This is a genomic window from Argonema antarcticum A004/B2 (assembly GCF_023333585.1).
Taxonomy (GTDB): Bacteria; Cyanobacteriota; Cyanobacteriia; order Cyanobacteriales; family Aerosakkonemataceae; genus Argonema; species Argonema antarcticum.
Genome location: NZ_JAIQZN010000014.1, coordinates 58,368 through 75,719, shown reverse-complemented (window position 1 = coordinate 75,719; position 17,352 = coordinate 58,368). Strand labels below are relative to the sequence as shown.

12 protein-coding genes are annotated in these 17,352 nt (G+C 44.4%); 8 read left to right on the top strand and 4 right to left on the bottom strand.

Features of this window, described 5'->3' with window-relative positions:
- Nucleotides 1–58 precede the first annotated feature (58 nt).
- The 3 genes from LAY57_RS08860 to malQ all read right to left on the bottom strand — a co-directional run bounded on the left by LAY57_RS08860 (nucleotide 59) and on the right by malQ (nucleotide 2,249).
- Nucleotides 59–286: a hypothetical protein gene (locus LAY57_RS08860; protein WP_249066045.1), complete on the bottom strand. Its 228-nt coding sequence runs from the start codon at nucleotides 284–286 to the stop codon at nucleotides 59–61.
- On the bottom strand, nucleotides 276–551 hold the full coding sequence (locus LAY57_RS08855) for a hypothetical protein (protein ID WP_249066044.1): 276 nt from the start codon (nucleotides 549–551) through the stop codon (nucleotides 276–278). Before LAY57_RS08855 ends, LAY57_RS08860 begins: the two co-directional genes overlap by 11 nt.
- A gap of 180 nt (nucleotides 552–731) precedes the next feature.
- Nucleotides 732–2,249 carry a 4-alpha-glucanotransferase gene (malQ, locus tag LAY57_RS08850; RefSeq protein ID WP_249066043.1) on the bottom strand — a complete coding sequence of 506 codons (1,518 nt, stop codon included), beginning with the start codon at nucleotides 2,247–2,249 and terminating at the stop codon, nucleotides 732–734.
- A 335-nt stretch (nucleotides 2,250–2,584) separates the two neighbouring features.
- On the opposite strand from malQ, the gene treS reads away from it, so the two are divergent.
- The 7 genes from treS to LAY57_RS08815 all read left to right on the top strand — a co-directional run bounded on the left by treS (nucleotide 2,585) and on the right by LAY57_RS08815 (nucleotide 12,613).
- Nucleotides 2,585–5,905 (top strand): maltose alpha-D-glucosyltransferase, encoded by a 3,321-nt coding sequence (gene treS, locus LAY57_RS08845; RefSeq protein WP_249066042.1) that lies wholly within the window; start codon nucleotides 2,585–2,587, stop codon nucleotides 5,903–5,905.
- 78 nt (nucleotides 5,906–5,983) lie between these two features.
- Nucleotides 5,984–6,469 (top strand): (2Fe-2S)-binding protein, encoded by a 486-nt coding sequence (locus tag LAY57_RS08840; protein ID WP_249066041.1) that lies wholly within the window; start codon nucleotides 5,984–5,986, stop codon nucleotides 6,467–6,469.
- A 117-nt stretch (nucleotides 6,470–6,586) separates the two neighbouring features.
- Nucleotides 6,587–7,570 carry an FAD binding domain-containing protein gene (locus tag LAY57_RS08835; RefSeq protein ID WP_249066040.1) on the top strand — a complete coding sequence of 328 codons (984 nt, stop codon included), beginning with the start codon at nucleotides 6,587–6,589 and terminating at the stop codon, nucleotides 7,568–7,570.
- Between the two features lie 182 nt (nucleotides 7,571–7,752).
- On the top strand, nucleotides 7,753–9,960 hold the full coding sequence (locus LAY57_RS08830) for a xanthine dehydrogenase family protein molybdopterin-binding subunit (protein ID WP_249066039.1): 2,208 nt from the start codon (nucleotides 7,753–7,755) through the stop codon (nucleotides 9,958–9,960).
- 18 nt (nucleotides 9,961–9,978) lie between these two features.
- The gene (locus LAY57_RS08825; protein WP_249066038.1) at nucleotides 9,979–10,788 is read left to right on the top strand and encodes a GNAT family N-acetyltransferase; all 810 of its coding nucleotides are present in this window, start codon (nucleotides 9,979–9,981) and stop codon (nucleotides 10,786–10,788) included.
- A gap of 7 nt (nucleotides 10,789–10,795) precedes the next feature.
- Nucleotides 10,796–11,977, top strand: coding sequence for an XdhC family protein (locus tag LAY57_RS08820; RefSeq protein ID WP_249066037.1), 1,182 nt, complete (start codon nucleotides 10,796–10,798; stop codon nucleotides 11,975–11,977).
- A 6-nt stretch (nucleotides 11,978–11,983) separates the two neighbouring features.
- Nucleotides 11,984–12,613 (top strand): nucleotidyltransferase family protein, encoded by a 630-nt coding sequence (locus LAY57_RS08815; RefSeq protein ID WP_249066036.1) that lies wholly within the window; start codon nucleotides 11,984–11,986, stop codon nucleotides 12,611–12,613.
- Between the two features lie 166 nt (nucleotides 12,614–12,779).
- Here the strand turns inward: LAY57_RS08815 and LAY57_RS08810 are convergent, their stop codons facing one another.
- A complete protein-coding gene (locus LAY57_RS08810) occupies nucleotides 12,780–16,007 on the bottom strand; it encodes a plasmid replication protein, CyRepA1 family (protein WP_249066035.1) in 3,228 nt (1,075 codons plus the stop codon).
- A 345-nt stretch (nucleotides 16,008–16,352) separates the two neighbouring features.
- Between LAY57_RS08810 and LAY57_RS08805 the strand changes: the two genes are divergently transcribed.
- Nucleotides 16,353–17,147, top strand: a complete 795-nt coding sequence (locus tag LAY57_RS08805; protein ID WP_249066034.1) for a DUF928 domain-containing protein — start codon at nucleotides 16,353–16,355, stop codon at nucleotides 17,145–17,147.
- The last annotated feature ends 205 nt before the right edge of the window (nucleotides 17,148–17,352 follow it).

Below are 17,352 nucleotides of genomic sequence, written 5' to 3'. Positions count from 1 at the left end.
ATAGGAAAAAGCGATCGCACTTCCCCAACCCCCACCAGATAAAAAGTGCGATCGCTTCCTAAACATGGTAAGCCGTTATCGTTACTTGCATATCAGAACTGTAGATAGATTCAACTCTAGGGAAAGTCGGATGGCTCCACCAAACCTTAACTCGATTTCCTTTTGCTGGCGCAGATCCAATTCTGATATAGCCAGCATTTACCATCAATTGTTCAAAATCAGCTACTGGTAAAGTTTTAGCTGAAATTGGGGGAATGCCTTGGATGGTGTGTTTATCAAGGGTCATAGCTCCCTTGATAGGTACTATATATCCGATAACCGGGTAATACTAACGCCATCCCAGCAAAACTATGAATTGTACCCGGATAAGTTTCTTCAGCTTCACTACCACCGATGCGTATTTTGAGGGAGCCAAACCAAAGATAAAAGCCTGGAATTAGAGCGTCCATGCTGTAGGCGATCGCGCTCAACCGATCACAAATTCGAGTAGATGTAGAGCCTTTCCATGAACTTTTTCTATTGTTGCTATATGGATCGTGAGAGGTCTGCATAACATCCTTCTTTAGCAAGCAGTGTACAAATTACTGTCAATCAAAAAATACCAATTATACCTAATTATTTAGAATAGCAAATTATAGATTTAATGTCAAATTGGTACGTTGTTGCGCGTCATCGCTCTTTAAGATAGCGCTGAAGCGCAACAACATATCTGACAAGGCTAGGGCGAAGAATTATCGGCTGTAAAGTTGGGTAAGCTCTAAAAGACGATCGCACAATTCTTTGGTAATAACTTCTGATGTTTCGTAGCGCCAGCGCCAGTTACCGGGAATTTTACTGGGGTCGTTCATTCTCCCGCTATTATCCAAACTTAAAATATCTTGGAGTGGGACGATCGCTAAGTCGGCTACTGAAGCTAAAGCTACACGAATCATCACCCAATTAATTTCCTTAATTTCTTCAGGATCTGAATAACCAAGGTATTTAGCGACTAATTCCTTCTCTGCTGAACTGGCTTGTTTCCACCAACCCAAGGTTGTATCGTTGTCGTGGGTGCCGGTGTAAACTACGCAGTTTTTTACATAATTGTGCGGTAAATAAGCGTTGTCAGAACCTTCGCTGAAGGCAAACATCAAGATACGCATACCGGGAAAGTCGAAACTATCGCGCAATTCTTCAACTTCCGGTGTGATAATACCTAAGTCCTCTGCCAATACTGGAATATTTCCTAAAGTAGTGCCGAGAGTTTCAAAGAATTCTACTCCCGGCGCTTTTACCCACTCACCATTAATAGCATTTTCTTCCCCAGCCGGAACTTGCCAGTAAGCTTCAAATCCTCGGAAGTGGTCAATACGAACTATGTCTACATATTGCAAGGTTGCCTTAAATCGCTTTATCCACCAAGCATAGTTAGTTTTTTGCAATTCATCCCAGTTATAGACTGGATTTCCCCACAACTGTCCGGTGGCGCTGAAATAATCTGGGGGAACACCCGCTATAAATGCCGGTTCTAACGTTTCCGGGTCTAGTTTAAAAATCTCTGGATTTCCCCAAACCTCGGCACTATTATGACAAACATAAATAGAAACATCACCAACAATTTTAATATTTTTATTATTGGTATATTTCCGCAGTTTTCTCCATTGTTCAAAGAATTTAAACTGCAAAAATTTCTGGAACGTGATGCTGTCTTGCAAAACCTCTGCTTGGGCTTTCAAGGCATCTGGTTCCCGTCTGGCGATCGCTCTTTCCCAATAATTCCAACTCTTGCCCAAGTTCGCTTCCGATAACGCCATAAACAGAACGTAGTCATCCAGCCAATCAGACTGCTCTTGACAAAACTGTTCAAATTCTGTGTGGCGTTTGTTGCTTAAAGATTGCTTGAAGCGATCGTAAGCAAGTCTGAGAAATTTAGATTTGTGGGATATGACTTTATCGAAATCAACCTTATGAGGATTTTGGTCTGGACTTGACGGTAGCGGTGTCAGATCGTCGGCGCTTAATAAGCCTTCTTCTGCTAATATGTCAAGACTAATAAGTAAAGGATTTCCTGCAAAGGCGCTAAAGTTCATCGTATAGGGAGAATGTTCGTACCCGGTTGGCCCCAAAGGCAGAACTTGCCACAACTTTTGACCGCTTCTCTCTAAGAAATCAACGAATTCGTAAGCCGATTTTCCCAGATCGCCAATCCCAAATCGGCTTGGCAGACTGGTCGGGTGTAACAAAATTCCACTGGAGCGTTGAAAAGTCATGGCAATTTTTTATATTGTCCAAAAGTTAAGAATAGCGCTTGAATCAAAGGATTTCAATAATACTTTAGATAGATGTGTGTTGAATCGAAGAAGTTTTTAACCACAGATGATAAGTGTTGACTTGGCGTGGGGTATGATTTTGGTTCTACTACGGGACTTGGAAAGACAATTTCCACCGTTGGTGAGATGTGCCCGATGCGATCGCAGCTTATCATAAGTCAAAAGGTCAGGATAATGGTAAACTATGGCTATAAAAGTTAAGCCAGCGTGCGTGACAGACTCAAATCTAAAATCCAAAATCTAAAATCTAAAATCCAAAATTGACTGTGGAGAAAATGCAGAACTTAACATTAAATGACGACCCCCTGTGGTTTAAGAACGCCATCATTTATGAAGTGCCTGTTCGCGCCTTTGCCGATAGTAACGGTGATGGCATTGGCGACTTTCGGGGGCTGACAGAAAAACTGGATTATCTCCAAGATTTAGGAATCACCGCAGTCTGGTTGCTGCCTTTCTTTCCTTCGCCGTTACGGGATGATGGCTACGATATTGCAGACTACACCAATGTCAACCCGATTTATGGCACATTGTCAGATTTTCAAGAGTTTTTGTCAGCAGCTCATCAACGAGATATTCGCGTAATTATTGAGTTAATTATTAACCATACTTCTGACCGGCATCCGTGGTTTCAGCGGGCGCGTAGGGCACCCAAGGGCAGTAAGGAACGAGATTTTTACGTTTGGAATGATCGCCCAGAAAAATATGAGGAAGCGAGGATAATTTTCAAAGATTTTGAAACATCTAATTGGGCTTGGGATTCTGTTGCAAAAGCTTATTACTGGCATCGCTTCTACTCCCATCAACCAGACCTAAATTATGACAATCCATCTGTACGCGAGGCGGTGTTTGAAGTTCTCGATTTCTGGTTGGATATGGGGGTAGATGGGTTACGTATGGATGCGGTTCCTTATCTGTACGAACGGGAGGGAACTAACTGCGAAAATCTGGCAGAAACTCATCATTTTCTGAAGCAACTGCGATCGCGCACAGACGCCAAATACCCTCACCGGATGTTGCTAGCTGAGGCGAATCAATGGCCTGAAGATGCGGCACAATATTACGGGGATGGTGATGAGTGTCACATGAACTTCCATTTTCCCCTCATGCCGCGCTTGTTCATGTCACTGCGGATGGAAGATAGCTTTCCGATTATCGACATTCTCAAACAAACTCCTACCATTCCCGATAATTGTCAGTGGGCATTATTTCTTCGCAATCACGACGAACTCACCCTGGAAATGGTGACAGACGAAGATCGGGACTATATGTATCGCGTTTATGCCCAAGATACCGAAATGAGAATAAATTTGGGCATTCGCCGCCGATTGGCACCTCTGTTGAGTAACGATCGCCGTCAGATCGAATTACTCAATAGCTTGCTGCTGTCACTCCCTGGAACTCCCGTCCTCTACTACGGGGATGAAATTGGCATGGGAGATAACGTTTATGTAGGCGATCGCAACGGCGTTCGCACCCCCATGCAGTGGACTGGCGATCGCAACGCCGGTTTCAGTCGCGCCAATCCCCAGAAATTGTATTTACCCATCATCGTTGAGTCAGAATATCACTACGAAGCAATCAACGTAGAGGCACAACGGAGTAACCCCAATTCTCTCTGGCATTTCATGAGACGCCTGATGGCAACCCGCAAGCGTTTCCAAGCATTCGGTAAAGGAACTTTTGAATTCCTGCATCCAGAAAACCGCAAAGTGCTTGCCTTCATCCGCACTTACGGTGACGAACGCATCTTAGTGGTGGCGAATTTATCGCGCTTTGTGCAAACAGTGGAACTTGATTTATCACCCTTCAAAGGCGTAATGCCAGTAGAAATTTTTGGTCGCACTCAGTTCCCAACCATCGGCGATTCGCCCTACTTCATCAGCATTAGTCCCTACGCATTTTATTGGTTTACTCTCAAACCTCAACCCAGCTTAAACCAGATGCCGAAACCGCAAACACAGTTACCGACTTTAGCTGTCAGCGGCAAGTGGCAAAATGTTTTTTCCCAACCAGAATTGAAAGCGACTCTGGAGTCTATTCTGTCGGATTATCTGTATACCTGTTCCTGGTTCGCCCACAAAGACAGAACTATTTCTAATGCAAATATCGTGGAAGCGATCCCGATATCCTATAAAGATAAAGAAGCTAGGATAATTCTGTTGCGGGTCGAGTATATCCAAGGAGAACCCCAAACTTATCAACTCTTCCTATCTTACGCAGAGGGCGAGTCAGCAATACATTTTTTGGCGGACAGCAGCGCCTGTGCGATCGCACGTCTTCAGGTGCAAGGAAAAGATGAAATTGGGGTATTATTCGATGCTATAGCGGACAAGAATTTTCTTACCTCCCTGCTGACTGGAATTGTCCACAATAGTTCCTACCGGGGAATGGTAGGAGAACTGGTTGCGACTACAACCGATCTATTTCCTCCAGAAGCTTTAAATATTCACCTCGAAACAAATCTTATGCGAGGAGAACATAGGAATACTTCTGTAGTTTATGGCGATCGCTTTATCCTCAAACTCTTCCGCAAAGTTGAGGAAGGCGTTAACCCAGATCTGGAGATCCGGCGCTTCCTGGGTGACAAAAAACTTTTGAAACACTTTACCCCTATCACCGGATATCTGGAGTATCGTCGCTCAAAAACCGAAGCAATTACAGTGGCGATATTGCAAGAATATGTCCAAGATGCCCGGAATAGCTGGGACTATACCCTCGATAGTCTGCGCGACTACTTCGATCGCATTACTACCCAGCAAACAGAAATTACCGAAGTACCCATTCCCGCAGTTTCCCTGTTAGATTTACAGGGAACGGATATTCCCCCATTAGCAAACCAAACGATCGGTTCCTACTTAGCTTTAGCGCAACTTTTGGGTCAGTCTACCGCCGAACTTCATGTTGCTTTAGCTTCCGATCGAGAAAATCCCAACTTTGCCCCAGAACCCTTCTCAACATTTTACCAGCGTTCTATCTACCAGTATGCACGCAACCTGACTGGACAAGTATTTTTGTTGTTGAAAAAACAATTGAAATCTTTACCACCCGACACCCAAAAATTGGGGCATCTTGTCCTCAATCGCCAAGAAGAATTTCTGGGACGATTCCAGTTAATCCTGAATGAAAAGATTACGGCGATGCGTACCCGCTATCATGAAGATTATCATTTAGGACAAGTGCTTTACACGGGTAATGACTTCATTATCATTGATTTTGAAGGCGATCCGACTCGCACTTTAAGCGAACGACGCATGAAGCGATCGGCCCTACGAGATGTAGCTGGAATGCTGCAATCTTTCTATCATGCTGCTAACATTGCACTCCGCAGCGAAATAGAAAGCGGTACGATTCGCCTTGACAATCTTCCCGTCATGACAGCTTGGAGTACATTTTGGTACAAATGGGTGAGTGCTGCTTTTCTTAATTCCTATCTAGAAGTTGCAGGGAAAGATAGCTTCTTACCAAAGAATAAGCAAGAACTGCAAGTTTTGCTGGATGGGTATTTGTTGGAGAAAACGATCTACGATTTGGGCTACGAACTTAACAATCGCCCAGATAGGGTGGAGATTCAACTACAGCGGTTACTTGAGTTTTAACTAATAGATGTAGGGTGTCTTGCCGACACCCTAAGTTTTATTTTTCTTTTGTTACTATGGAGGTCGATCGCATTTATTATGGTCAATTCCGACAACTTGAATTTGCTTTTGAAGGTCAACGGCACTCAACATACCCTGCAAATTGACCCGCGTGTCACATTACTGGATGCGCTACGAGAGAAAATTGGATTGACTGGCACTAAAAAAGGTTGCGATCGCGGTCAGTGTGGCGCTTGTACAGTGTTAGTTGATGGACGGCGCATCAACTCTTGCCTAACACTTGCCGTCATGTATCAAGAAACTGAAATTACCACAATTGAAGAACTGGCAAAAGGTGACGAACTGCATCCAATGCAAGCTGCCTTCATTAAACACGATGGATTTCAGTGTGGATATTGTACCCCCGGTCAAATTATGTCCGCCGTTGGTCTTTTAGCTGAAGGATGCCCCAGTGACGATGCCGAAATCAAAGAGTGTATGAGTGGGAATATCTGTCGTTGCAGCGCTTATCCCGGTATTGTTGCCGCTATTCAAGAGGTTCGCCAAATGCAACCAAATTTGTAACCAAATCTGTATTTTCCTGCCCATCCCACAAGAAGTTCAGAAAAACTGACTATCAAATTAGATGCGTAGCAGCTTATCATTCATGTACTAACGATGCAACCAAACACGATCTAAACCATGAAACCATTCAGTTACGTGCGTGCAACCAATCAAAACACAGCTATTCAGGGAGTTGCCGATCGTCAAAGCGCAAAATTTATTGCGGGTGGCACGAACTTAATCGATTTGATGAAAGTAGAAGTAGCGCAACCCGATCGACTTGTTGATATTACCCAATTACCGTTATCCGAAATTGAAATAAATTCCGATGGTTTGCGAATAGGGGCGTTAGCAAGGAATAGCGATTTAGCATATAATCCAGAAGTGCGATCGCATTACCCCCTCCTTTCCCAAGCTATCCTGGCAGGCGCATCGCCGCAACTCCGCAATATGGCAACAGTCGGCGGCAATTTGATGCAGAGAACGCGCTGCTACTATTTTATGGATATTGCAGCACCTTGCAACAAAAGAGATCCCGGTGCCGGTTGTGCCGCAATTGAGGGATATAACCGCATTCACGCTATCTTTGGGGCAAGCGACAAGTGCATCGCCACCCATCCTTCGGATATGTGCGTGGGACTGGCGGCGCTAGATGCTAAAGTGCGCGTTGCGGGTTCAAATGGCGATCGCATTATTCCTATCGCAGACTTTCACCGTTTACCTGGAGACATACCAGAAAGAGATACCGTACTAGAACAAGATGAACTAATCGTAGCTATCGATTTACCAAACTCACCCTTTGCCAAAAACTATCACTATCTCAAAGTTAGAGATCGCGCTTCCTATGCTTTTGCCCTAGTTTCCGTTGCTGCTGCCCTTGAGATTGAGAATGGCACAATTAAAGCAGCAAGAATAGCATTAGGTGGAGTTGCCCATAAACCTTGGCGGGCATTCGTCGCAGAAGATATTTTAGTCGGTGCCAAACCCACCGAAGAAACCTTCGCAGCTGCTGCTACAGCAACCATCAGGGAGGCCAAACCATACCGACACAATCAATTTAAAGTCGAAATGGCAAAACGTGCGATCGTTCGGGCATTGATAAATGCAACAGAGAAATCTTAAAACATCGATCGAATCTTTTCTCTTTTCTTAGTGGTTCGTAAAAAAAAACATCTGATATCGTCAAATTGTCTGTTATTATCGTTGGTTAAATTTTTACCACAGATGAAGAGAGATGAACACAGATGAACACAGATAAGAATAAGAACAGGAATTTTTTAGTAACCGATGCGTAAGGACATGATATGAATAAAACAATTGGCAAACCCATAAATCGAGTTGACGGTCGCCTAAAAGTAACTGGTGAGGCCAAATACTCTGGCGAAATTCCTCTCGAAAATATCGCTTATGGTGTCATAATTACCAGCACGATCGCACGCGGTCGCATCAAACACATCAACACCAGCGTTGCCGAAAAATCCCCCGGCGTAATTGGCATCATCACCCACCTGGATGCGCCCAAACTCTACGCCCGTCCCAACTTCGGTCACGAAGGTGCGGCGGGAGAAAAACTTGCACCTTTGCAAAATTCCACAATTTACTACAGCGGTCAAGCAATTGGCGTTGCGATCGCCGATACTCTAGAACGCGCTACCTACGCTGCTTCTCTCGTCAAAGTTGATTATGTAGTGGAAACACCTCTAACCGAGATGGGAAAAGAAAGAGATCGGGCATATCCGATCGAAAAATTCGTTGAATTCACCGTAGAATTCGCGCTAGGCGATGCGGATGCCGAATTTGCCAAAGCAGAGGTAAAAATAGAAGCGACCTACACCACCCCCACCGAACATCACAATCCGATGGAACCCCACGCCACAGCAGCGGTTTGGGAGGGAGAAAACCTCACCGTTTACGATTCCACCCAGTATATCTTCGGTATGCGTGAGGGATTGGCAAAGATGTTGGGCATCCCGCACGCAAACGTGCGCGTGCTATGCAAGTTTATCGGTGGTTCGTTTGGTTGTAAATACGGACTGTGGGCCCATACTCCCTTAGCTGCGATCGCAGCACGCCAGTTTCGCCGTCCGGTAAAAATTGTCCTCACTCGCGAACAAATGTTCGGACTTGTCGGACATCGTAGCGAAACCGAACAGCAGATCAAATTAGGCGCAACGCCAGAGGGTCGCCTCACAGCACTGATTCATCAAGGCATCTCCCAAACTTCCATATTTGACGAATTTGTGGAAACCTTTACCACAACCTCTCGCACGATGTACGCCGTTCCCAATCTGCGAACAGCGCAAAGCGTAGTGCCACTAAATAAGGGAACGCCAACCATTATGCGGGCACCGGGAGAAAGTGTGGGGACATTTGCCCTAGAATCGGCAATGGATGAACTTGCCTGGGCCCTCAAGCTCGATCCGATCGAGTTGCGACTTCGCAATTACGCTGAAGTGCATCCCGCACGGCAAGTTCCCTGGTCGAGTAAATCGCTTAAAGAGTGTTACGCATTGGCGGCAGAAAAATTTGGTTGGTCGCGCCGTACCCCAGAACCGGGTTCTATGCGAGACGATCGTTATCTGATTGGTATGGGTATGGCAAGTGCTTGTTTCCCGATGGAACATTTTCCCGCTTCTGCTATTGCACGTATCTTTGCAGATGGCAGCGTTGTGGTGCAAAGTGGTTCCCAGGAAATTGGCACGGGAACGGCAACGGTAATGGCGCAACTGACGGCAGATATGTTGGGTGTGCCGGTGGAGAAGGTGCGGTTTGAGTTTGGGGATACGGAATTAGCGCGATCGCCCGGTACTGTCGGTTCGGGTACTGCTGCTAGTGTCGGGACTGCGGTACATGGCGCGGCAAAGGCAGTCCGGGCTAAGGTGGTGGCGTTGGCGCAAAAAGACCCGAATTCCCCCCTTTACGGAGTTCCCGAACCGGATATCGAAACATCACAAGAACGCATTTTTGTTAAGAACAATTCAGCTAAAGGGGAAACTTATCAGGCAGTTTTGGCACGCCACAATCTCGAATATATTGATGCCAACTTTGATGCCAAACCAGAAGAAGAAGAGGAATTTGCCAAGTGTTCTTTCGGGGCGCATTTTGTCGAGGTGCGGGTCGATCCTGAGTTGGGTGAGGTGCGTCTTACCCGCGTGGTGGGGGCGTTTGCTGCTGGACGGATTTTAAACGAAAAGACGGCCCGATCGCAAATAAGTGGTGCCACAATTATGGGCATCGGTATGGCATTGCATGAAGAAACCATCACCGATCCGCACACGGGACGAATTGTGAATGACAATTTAGCCGAGTATCACCTTCCCGTCAACGCCGATATTCCCCCAATTGATATCTATTTTATAGATGAAGTAGATACCCACGTAAATCCTATTGGCGTAAAAGGTGCTGGTGAAGTTGGCATAACCGGCATTATCGCCGCAATAGCAAATGCTATTTATCACGCCACTGGCAAACGCATTCGCGATCTGCCAATTACACCCGACAAATTACTGTAAGGTAGGAAGGACAATATTTTGACAAAAATTCAACTTGGACAAAATACCGAAGCGGAAGTAATTAGAGCGATCGAATTCAATATGTTTGGACATAAGTCCTACTTTGCCCGCCATCTATCCACGATGGAAGTTATCGATAAACCGGATATGTTACTGATCGATTCAAGACTACCATCGGATACTTTCAACTATGTGTGTCGGGCAAATTTCCCTGAATCAGAAGTAGATTCTCGCATCGATTTTGCTCTCAATTATTTCCAGCAACGACAATTGCCGATCGCCTGGTGGATTGGGCCTAATTCTCAACCTGCTAACCTAGCCGAACATTTAGAAAAACATGGATTAAAACGAGTTGAACAAGCAGCAGGTATGGCACTGGATTTAAACCTACTTTCTGAAAATGATTTGTTGTTCAAAGATTTAAATATCCGAAAAGCCACTAAACTTGAACATCTTGAACATTATGCTCATATAATCGCTGCTTGTTGGAATCCCCCAGATCCTTCTGTTATCAAATTCTATCAACAAGCAGCAGCAATAGCATTCGATTCAGAAAGTCCGGTTCTCTTCTATATCGGTTACTTAGACAACGAACCGATCGCCACTAGCGAATTATTTTTGGACGCGGGAGTGGCGGGTATTTATGGTGTGGTTACTCTGGAAAAATATAGAAAACGCGGACTTGGCACGGCGATGACTTTAACTGCACTTTGTGATGCCAAAAAACAAGGTTATCAGACTGCGACTTTACAAGCATCAGAAGACGGTAAGAATCTCTACTCACGGCTAGGTTTTAAGGAATACGGTCATTTTTACATTTATCAATGAGAAAATTATGAATGAATTACAGGCAATTATCGACGCATTTGCAGACGTACAGCGGAATCATAAAAATGCCGTACTTGCAACCGTTGTTAAAGTCAAAGGTTCAGCTTATCGCCGTCCCGGTGCAAGAATGCTGATTACCGAAGATGGTTATAGAGTAGGTGCAATTAGCGGCGGATGTCTGGAAGATGATGTTTGCGATCGGGCCAAGAAAATCCTCGCTACTGGTATACCCACAGTCGTTACCTACGACACTACCTCAGATGAGGATATTTTCTGGGGTTTGGGAATGGGTTGCAATGGCATCATCCAGGTATTAATTGAACCGCTTCAATCCCAGTTCAACATAGAACAATTAGCATTTTTATCTTGTTGTCTCCGCTTGCGACAACGGGGAGTTATGGCAACTGTATTTCAGAGTTCTGGCGATACTCTTGCCAGCATTACCTCTCGTATCTTCTTAACTGAAAGCGATACGCCGATCGATCGAGTTGCAGATGCAGAACTAGCTAAAAAGATAATTGAAAATGCCAGACAAGTACTTAAGCATGGGAGAACATCGCAAATCAAATCCTACCAATGGAGTAACAGCGAAGCGGAAGTGTTGATTGAAGTAATTCAACCCCCTGTATCCCTGGTGGTTTTTGGTGCAGGTGACGATGCTATCCCCGTTGTGCGTTTGGCAAAAGAGTTAGGTTGGTATGTAACGGTAATCGATCGTCGAGCTGCTTATGCTACATCCACTCGCTTTCAGGAAGCAGATGCGATCGCGATCTCTCATCCAGAAGAGATGCGATCGCACCTTACTCTAGACTGCCACACTGCTGCTGTGGTGATGACCCATAATTATTTATGCGATCGCGACATCTTACAAACCCTAATTCCCTCTCCCTTACCTTACATCGGCATTCTCGGTGCGAGAAACAGAACCGAAAAATTACTTCAAGACTTACAGCAAATAGGATTTGTGCTAGATTCCGAACAACTTAACCGTCTGTATGCTCCAGTGGGACTCGATATTGGTGCTGAAACGCCACCAGAAATTGCCTTATCAATTATAGCAGAAATTAAAGCCGTTATGGCAGATCGTTCTGGTGGCTTTTTACGCAACCGCAAAGCACCTATTCACTTGCAAAAACAGTACGATCGAACAAGCAAAATGTTAGCGATTTCCTTTAAATATAAAATCTAAAATCGAATGACTGTTGCTATTCTAATTCTCGCTGCTGGATCGTCTACTCGCATGGGGACACCGAAACAACTATTACCCTATCGGGAACATACCTTGTTATCTCATACAGTAGAAGTTGCTATTACTTCCGTCTGTCATCCCATTATCGTTGTTTTAGGAGCTTACGCCGAACAAATTCGACCGGAAATTAGCCAATATCCAATTCAAATAATAGAAAATACAAGATGGAATCAGGGAATGAGTTCCTCAATTCAGGTTGGCATTCAAGCGCTAGATACTGTTTCTGAAAAACCCGAAGCGGTAGTCATAACTTTGTGCGATCAACCTTTTATATCAACTCAACTCGTAAATCAATTGGTTGAAACTTATTTTAGCACAGAAAAACCAATTATTGCATCAGAATATGCGGGGACTTTGGGTGTACCCGCTTTATTTAGCAGCAGCTTTTTCCCTGATTTAATGAACTTAAAAGGTGCAGAAGGTGCCAAAAAAGTCATTAAAAACTATAGAAATAAAGTATTTTCAATTCCTTTTGTAGAAGGTAGAGTTGATATTGATACTCCAGAAGAATACAAGCATCTGCAAAACTTAATTGAACCTAACTATCACTGCCCGCAAGGTCGCTTTGTAGATTAATATCGATCGCACCATCTCCCCTATTTTACCGACTGATATAGCCCCACTTGCCACTCATATTGACTGCTGCTAGCCCTTCGGAAAAAGACTGTTTATTACCTCCCTTTTTATTTTGGGCTTAAACATTGTAGAAACGTTTAATCAAACATTTCTACAGCAGAGCGAGTTAAGAAAAAACCAATTCCGCCAGTTGAGGAGAGGGAATGTGAGCTAGTAAATTAAAGCGTTTATTGCTAGCAGTTTCTAAAATTAATGTATCTCGTTCGTGCCAAAGTTCAAAAATTTCTTGTCGTCCATCATGAAAAGTTTCCGAAGCAATTTTATAAACGATATCTGAATTTGAATTGGGATTGTCTGTAAGCTTAAAGCGCTTCAGCTTTAATCCCAGCAAACTGAGAAATTGGCTGAGTATTTTTATAGAAGTAAGGCGAGCGCGTTCTGTTTCTATAGGAATAGTTAAACCAGTAGATCTTTTGATTTGCTTGCTGCATCGGAGCGTTGTTTCTCTGAGTCGAATCAAATCAATGTCTGTTTCCCTAAATTCTCTATCTAGTTCTATAAAGTGCGGTATTTCCAACTCTAATAGCGCCTCAACTTTTAAAGTATAAAGTTTGATGTCTGGTAAGAAAACTTTACCATCTCCTCTATAAAGTTGTTGGTTCCACTCTTGAAAATCTCGCAATCGGAAATATTCGCTCTCATCAGTTAAATAGTAGTGCAACAACAACTGTGAATAATATTTGCGATTGTCGCGCAGTTTCAATTGAGGAGTAACTTCTACCCCATAACGCTTTTGTAAGATATATTTATCGATTTGATTTCGATCGGATTCGGTAAGCGATCGCTTTCCTGACAGCCGCTCATATTCTTTGGGACTGATATCTGGCGAATAGGCAACTGCTGAGGCAGATTGTAACTCGGATTGAATGCGAATCTTTTTAATTTGATTTTTAATTGATTTAGCTTTTTGACTGCGTTCTGAAAATTCTTTTTGGACTTTGACTATTTGTTGTACCAGATTATTTCGGATTTCGCGATCGGCAGCAGTTGTTCCTATCAATGTCATTCGCATATCTCTAATCGTATCCCTCGGCAGAACATCGCTAATTACATTTACCTGATGCTTTTCATCCATCAAACCTTCTAACATTGATTGACGATACAGCACGATTGAGGCATTTACCCTAGCTGCAAATTTAGCCCAAATTCTGAGATGAATCAGATCGTAAACTAAAGGTAAATCCACATCTACTTTATGCAGCGGACTCATCAAAGCTAGATTTTCGGTGTGATTCTCCTGATACCATTCCGACAAAACTCGATAATTTTTACTGCCACAAGCGATCGAACCTATCCCCCGTTTGGCACACCAGACAATCCGGGGAACGCTGGGACGTACTCTGGCTAAGGCTTGTCGTGCTTCCCAGTCTGGAATTACGCCAATAAAGATGCCATAAACGCGATCGAAATATTCCACGTCAATGCTGATTCCAGTACCCAAACTGGGAGTGACAAAAACCGCGTCATAATCTAAAACTTTTTGGTTAATATTTTCTACAAAATTAACTGCTTTATGACCGAGTGTGCTAGTTGTTTGACTGCTGACTACTAGCGTCTTGGGATACTGACGCAGCAATTGCTCTAAGCGCTGTTTGATATAGCTGTCTATGGTTTGGCAACTGTAACGTCCGCAGCGGCTATCGGTAGTAACATAGCACTTTTTCCCGGCTATTAGGTCAACTTCCAACTGCTGAATTAGCAGGGTTGGATTTGGGGTATCGTAAAAAGTAATATCCCAACCGCGATCGCATTTCCACTCATTCACCACTACCCACGGCGAAATCTGAATTCCAGAGAGTCCTTTGAGGTAGTCTAAGGAAAGGTCTGATAAGTCAGCATCTTGGGCAATTACTAAACCGCCAGTTTGCAATACTGTGGAAATTAGTTGCTGAAAAACTCTTAAAATTAAGACTCGTTTTTCTTTGCAAGTAGTGCTGTTGAGGAGATGCCACAAACATTGCTCAACTTCATCTAAAATGACGATCGCACCTTGCCATTCCGACGGCTTCAGCTTCCAAATCGAATCAATACAAAGTCCCAACGATCGGGAGGGGGAGAGTGGGAGAGTGGGGGAGTGGGGGGAATTATTATGTACATTTTCTCCCGCTCCTCTTCTCCCGCTCTCCCGCTCCTCTTCCCCCGCTCTCCCGCTCTCCCGCTCTCCCTCTCTCCCTCTCTCCCTCTGCCCCCCCGCTCCTCTGCTCCCCAGTCCCCACTTCACCCCGGTCTTGTCACACAAGAATTGCCCCAGCTGTATTCTGTGGGTAAGCAATAAGATGGGCTGACCTCTTTTTTTCGCTTCTTCTACTAATGGTAAGAGTGCGGTAGTTTTTCCTGTGCCTTTGGCAGACTTGACTCCAATCAATCCAGATGTGGGAAAAGGCAGTTTTTCTAGGTAGGGACAGTTGAGCAATAATGCTTGAGGATATGTTAGCTCTGTGTGGGGTTTTGTTTTGGCAATATCGGTTTCTAAGTCGGCGCTAGCTTGATAAACCAACTCGAATGCGGCAGCGCCTTGAGCAACGATAAATTCATCAACGCCTTTTTCTAATCCAGGCAACCGGATTACTTTGACGGCGCAACTTTTTTCTTCTAAGAGTTTACCTAATTGAGCGATCGCATTATTGACCGCTTGGATCGTTTTGGGCTTAGTTTCATAGTCAAAACAAATATAAAATGTACTTGGGCTTTCAGTAAATGGGAGAAGATCTGGGATTAACTGTCGGCAAATAACTTTGCCTGGAAAGTTCTTCATCACCCGGTAACCGCTGGTAATTCCGGGTAATGCGAAAGCAGCATATCCTTCACTCAACAAAGCTGCTGCTTTCTTCGCTCCCTCGCAGATAATCAAAGGGATTTTCGCTTCCACTACCCACTGCCAAAACCCAAGCGCTTCTCCAGTTTGGATAATAACTATGTTCTCTGGCATAGCAACACCGTAGCGCCGGGAAACCTGCTGCCATATATGTAGCGGCACCCTGAGACAAAAAATCCGCGTGGGTGTTTTGGGTGGATGCTCGTACTTAACCGGCTTGCCCTTTTTGTTTAGCCTGGGACGGTTTGGCTTATAACACCCCCACTTCATCTCGCGCCAATGGTTGAGAGGGTCTAGTCCCGAACAGCACCAACCTCCCGAAGCGACAAAGGTCTGGCTACGCAGCCACCTTCTGTGTTGTCGCTCAGCATTATTGCTGGGTATGGCAGAGGCGATTAACAGATACTCTAGGGCAGCATCAGCTTCCAGGGAAATGAAATTCAGCGCCGCCAGCTTACAGTCAATGCCGCTGCACGCTAATTCTTGGAAGTGTTTGGGGTCTAAACTGGGTGGACGCATTTGTAGGATTGTACTTCCCTGTAATAACTTGAGCGACAGGGATCTCAAACCTTACACTACCTGTAGGGTTCTTGGCAACGCGCTCTACGCTACTATTAGCGTTGGGTTAGCTCTAGCAGGATTTGAGGACTGTCCCTGCGGCGATCGCAACTGGGCTTGAGTAGAGTTATACTTTAAGTTCAAAAAGCAAATGTCGATGCCATAGGGCCAATCGAAAGCTTATCCTCTGCCAACCATCAAAACAGATAAGCGATCGCAATAGGTACGGCAAAGTCAACGCCTCAACCGGAAACGATATTACAAGTATGAAAGTCAAATTGTATAGGTTGAATTAGGTTAAATATTATGGTTTGGCAGCAGTCTTCCTTGCATTTTGCGACTTTAACACTCACCCTAACTCTGGAGTTACTTAGTTTTACTCCCCCGCCAACGCAGGCGCAGTCTCAAGTTACTCCATCAACCCAAAATAGTTGGGACGTAGGCGAGACATCCGTATATGAACCTCCAACGGATATCGGTGCCCCAACTAGAACGGAATCTGGCTCAACCCGTCCCCCAGAAAAATGTCCCAAGGATAAAGAGTTTCCTAACCAGGCTTTAACCGCTTTGCTCCCAAAAGATCCAAAAGATCCTAAATACATTTACTTGACATTAACAGTGGAAGAACGCCCGACTTTCTTTGTGTATGTTCCTCAAACTTCTGCACGAATGGGGGAATTTATTTTAAAGGATGACAGTGATAAAGATGTTTATAGGACAAATTTGACACTACCGATCGGGCCTGGTATTGTCAGCTTTAAACTTCCTGCTAATGCACCAGAGCTAGAGGATAAAAAAAGCTACCATTGGTTTTTTGTAATTCGTTGCAATCCTGAAGAGCGAAATCGGGATCTTGATGTAGATGGGTGGATTTGGCGAACAAAATTGCGATCGTCTATCCAAAACGAACTACAAAACACAACACCGCGCGATCGCGTCAAGCTGTATCGCCAGTATAAAATGTGGCACGAAGCTCTCGCAACTCTAGCCGATCTGCGTCTTTCTAATCCTAACGATTCGCAACTGGCTGCTGAGTGGAAAGAATTATTGGAGTCCGCTGGACAAGGTGAATTTGCTCAAGCGCCTCTGCTTAACCCGTGAGACAAGCGACGCTGAGCATGGGGAATTTTAGATTCAAGAATTAGACTTCTTGCAAAAGTCCAAAATCTTGGATTTTTTTTTACCACTAATAAAATCATGGCTGATTTCGACGAGATGATTCTCAATAGTATCAACAGCTTTTTCCAAAATAATTCGTACTTCATGCAACTGAAAACATCTGTATTGCTTCCGATCGTAGATTTAT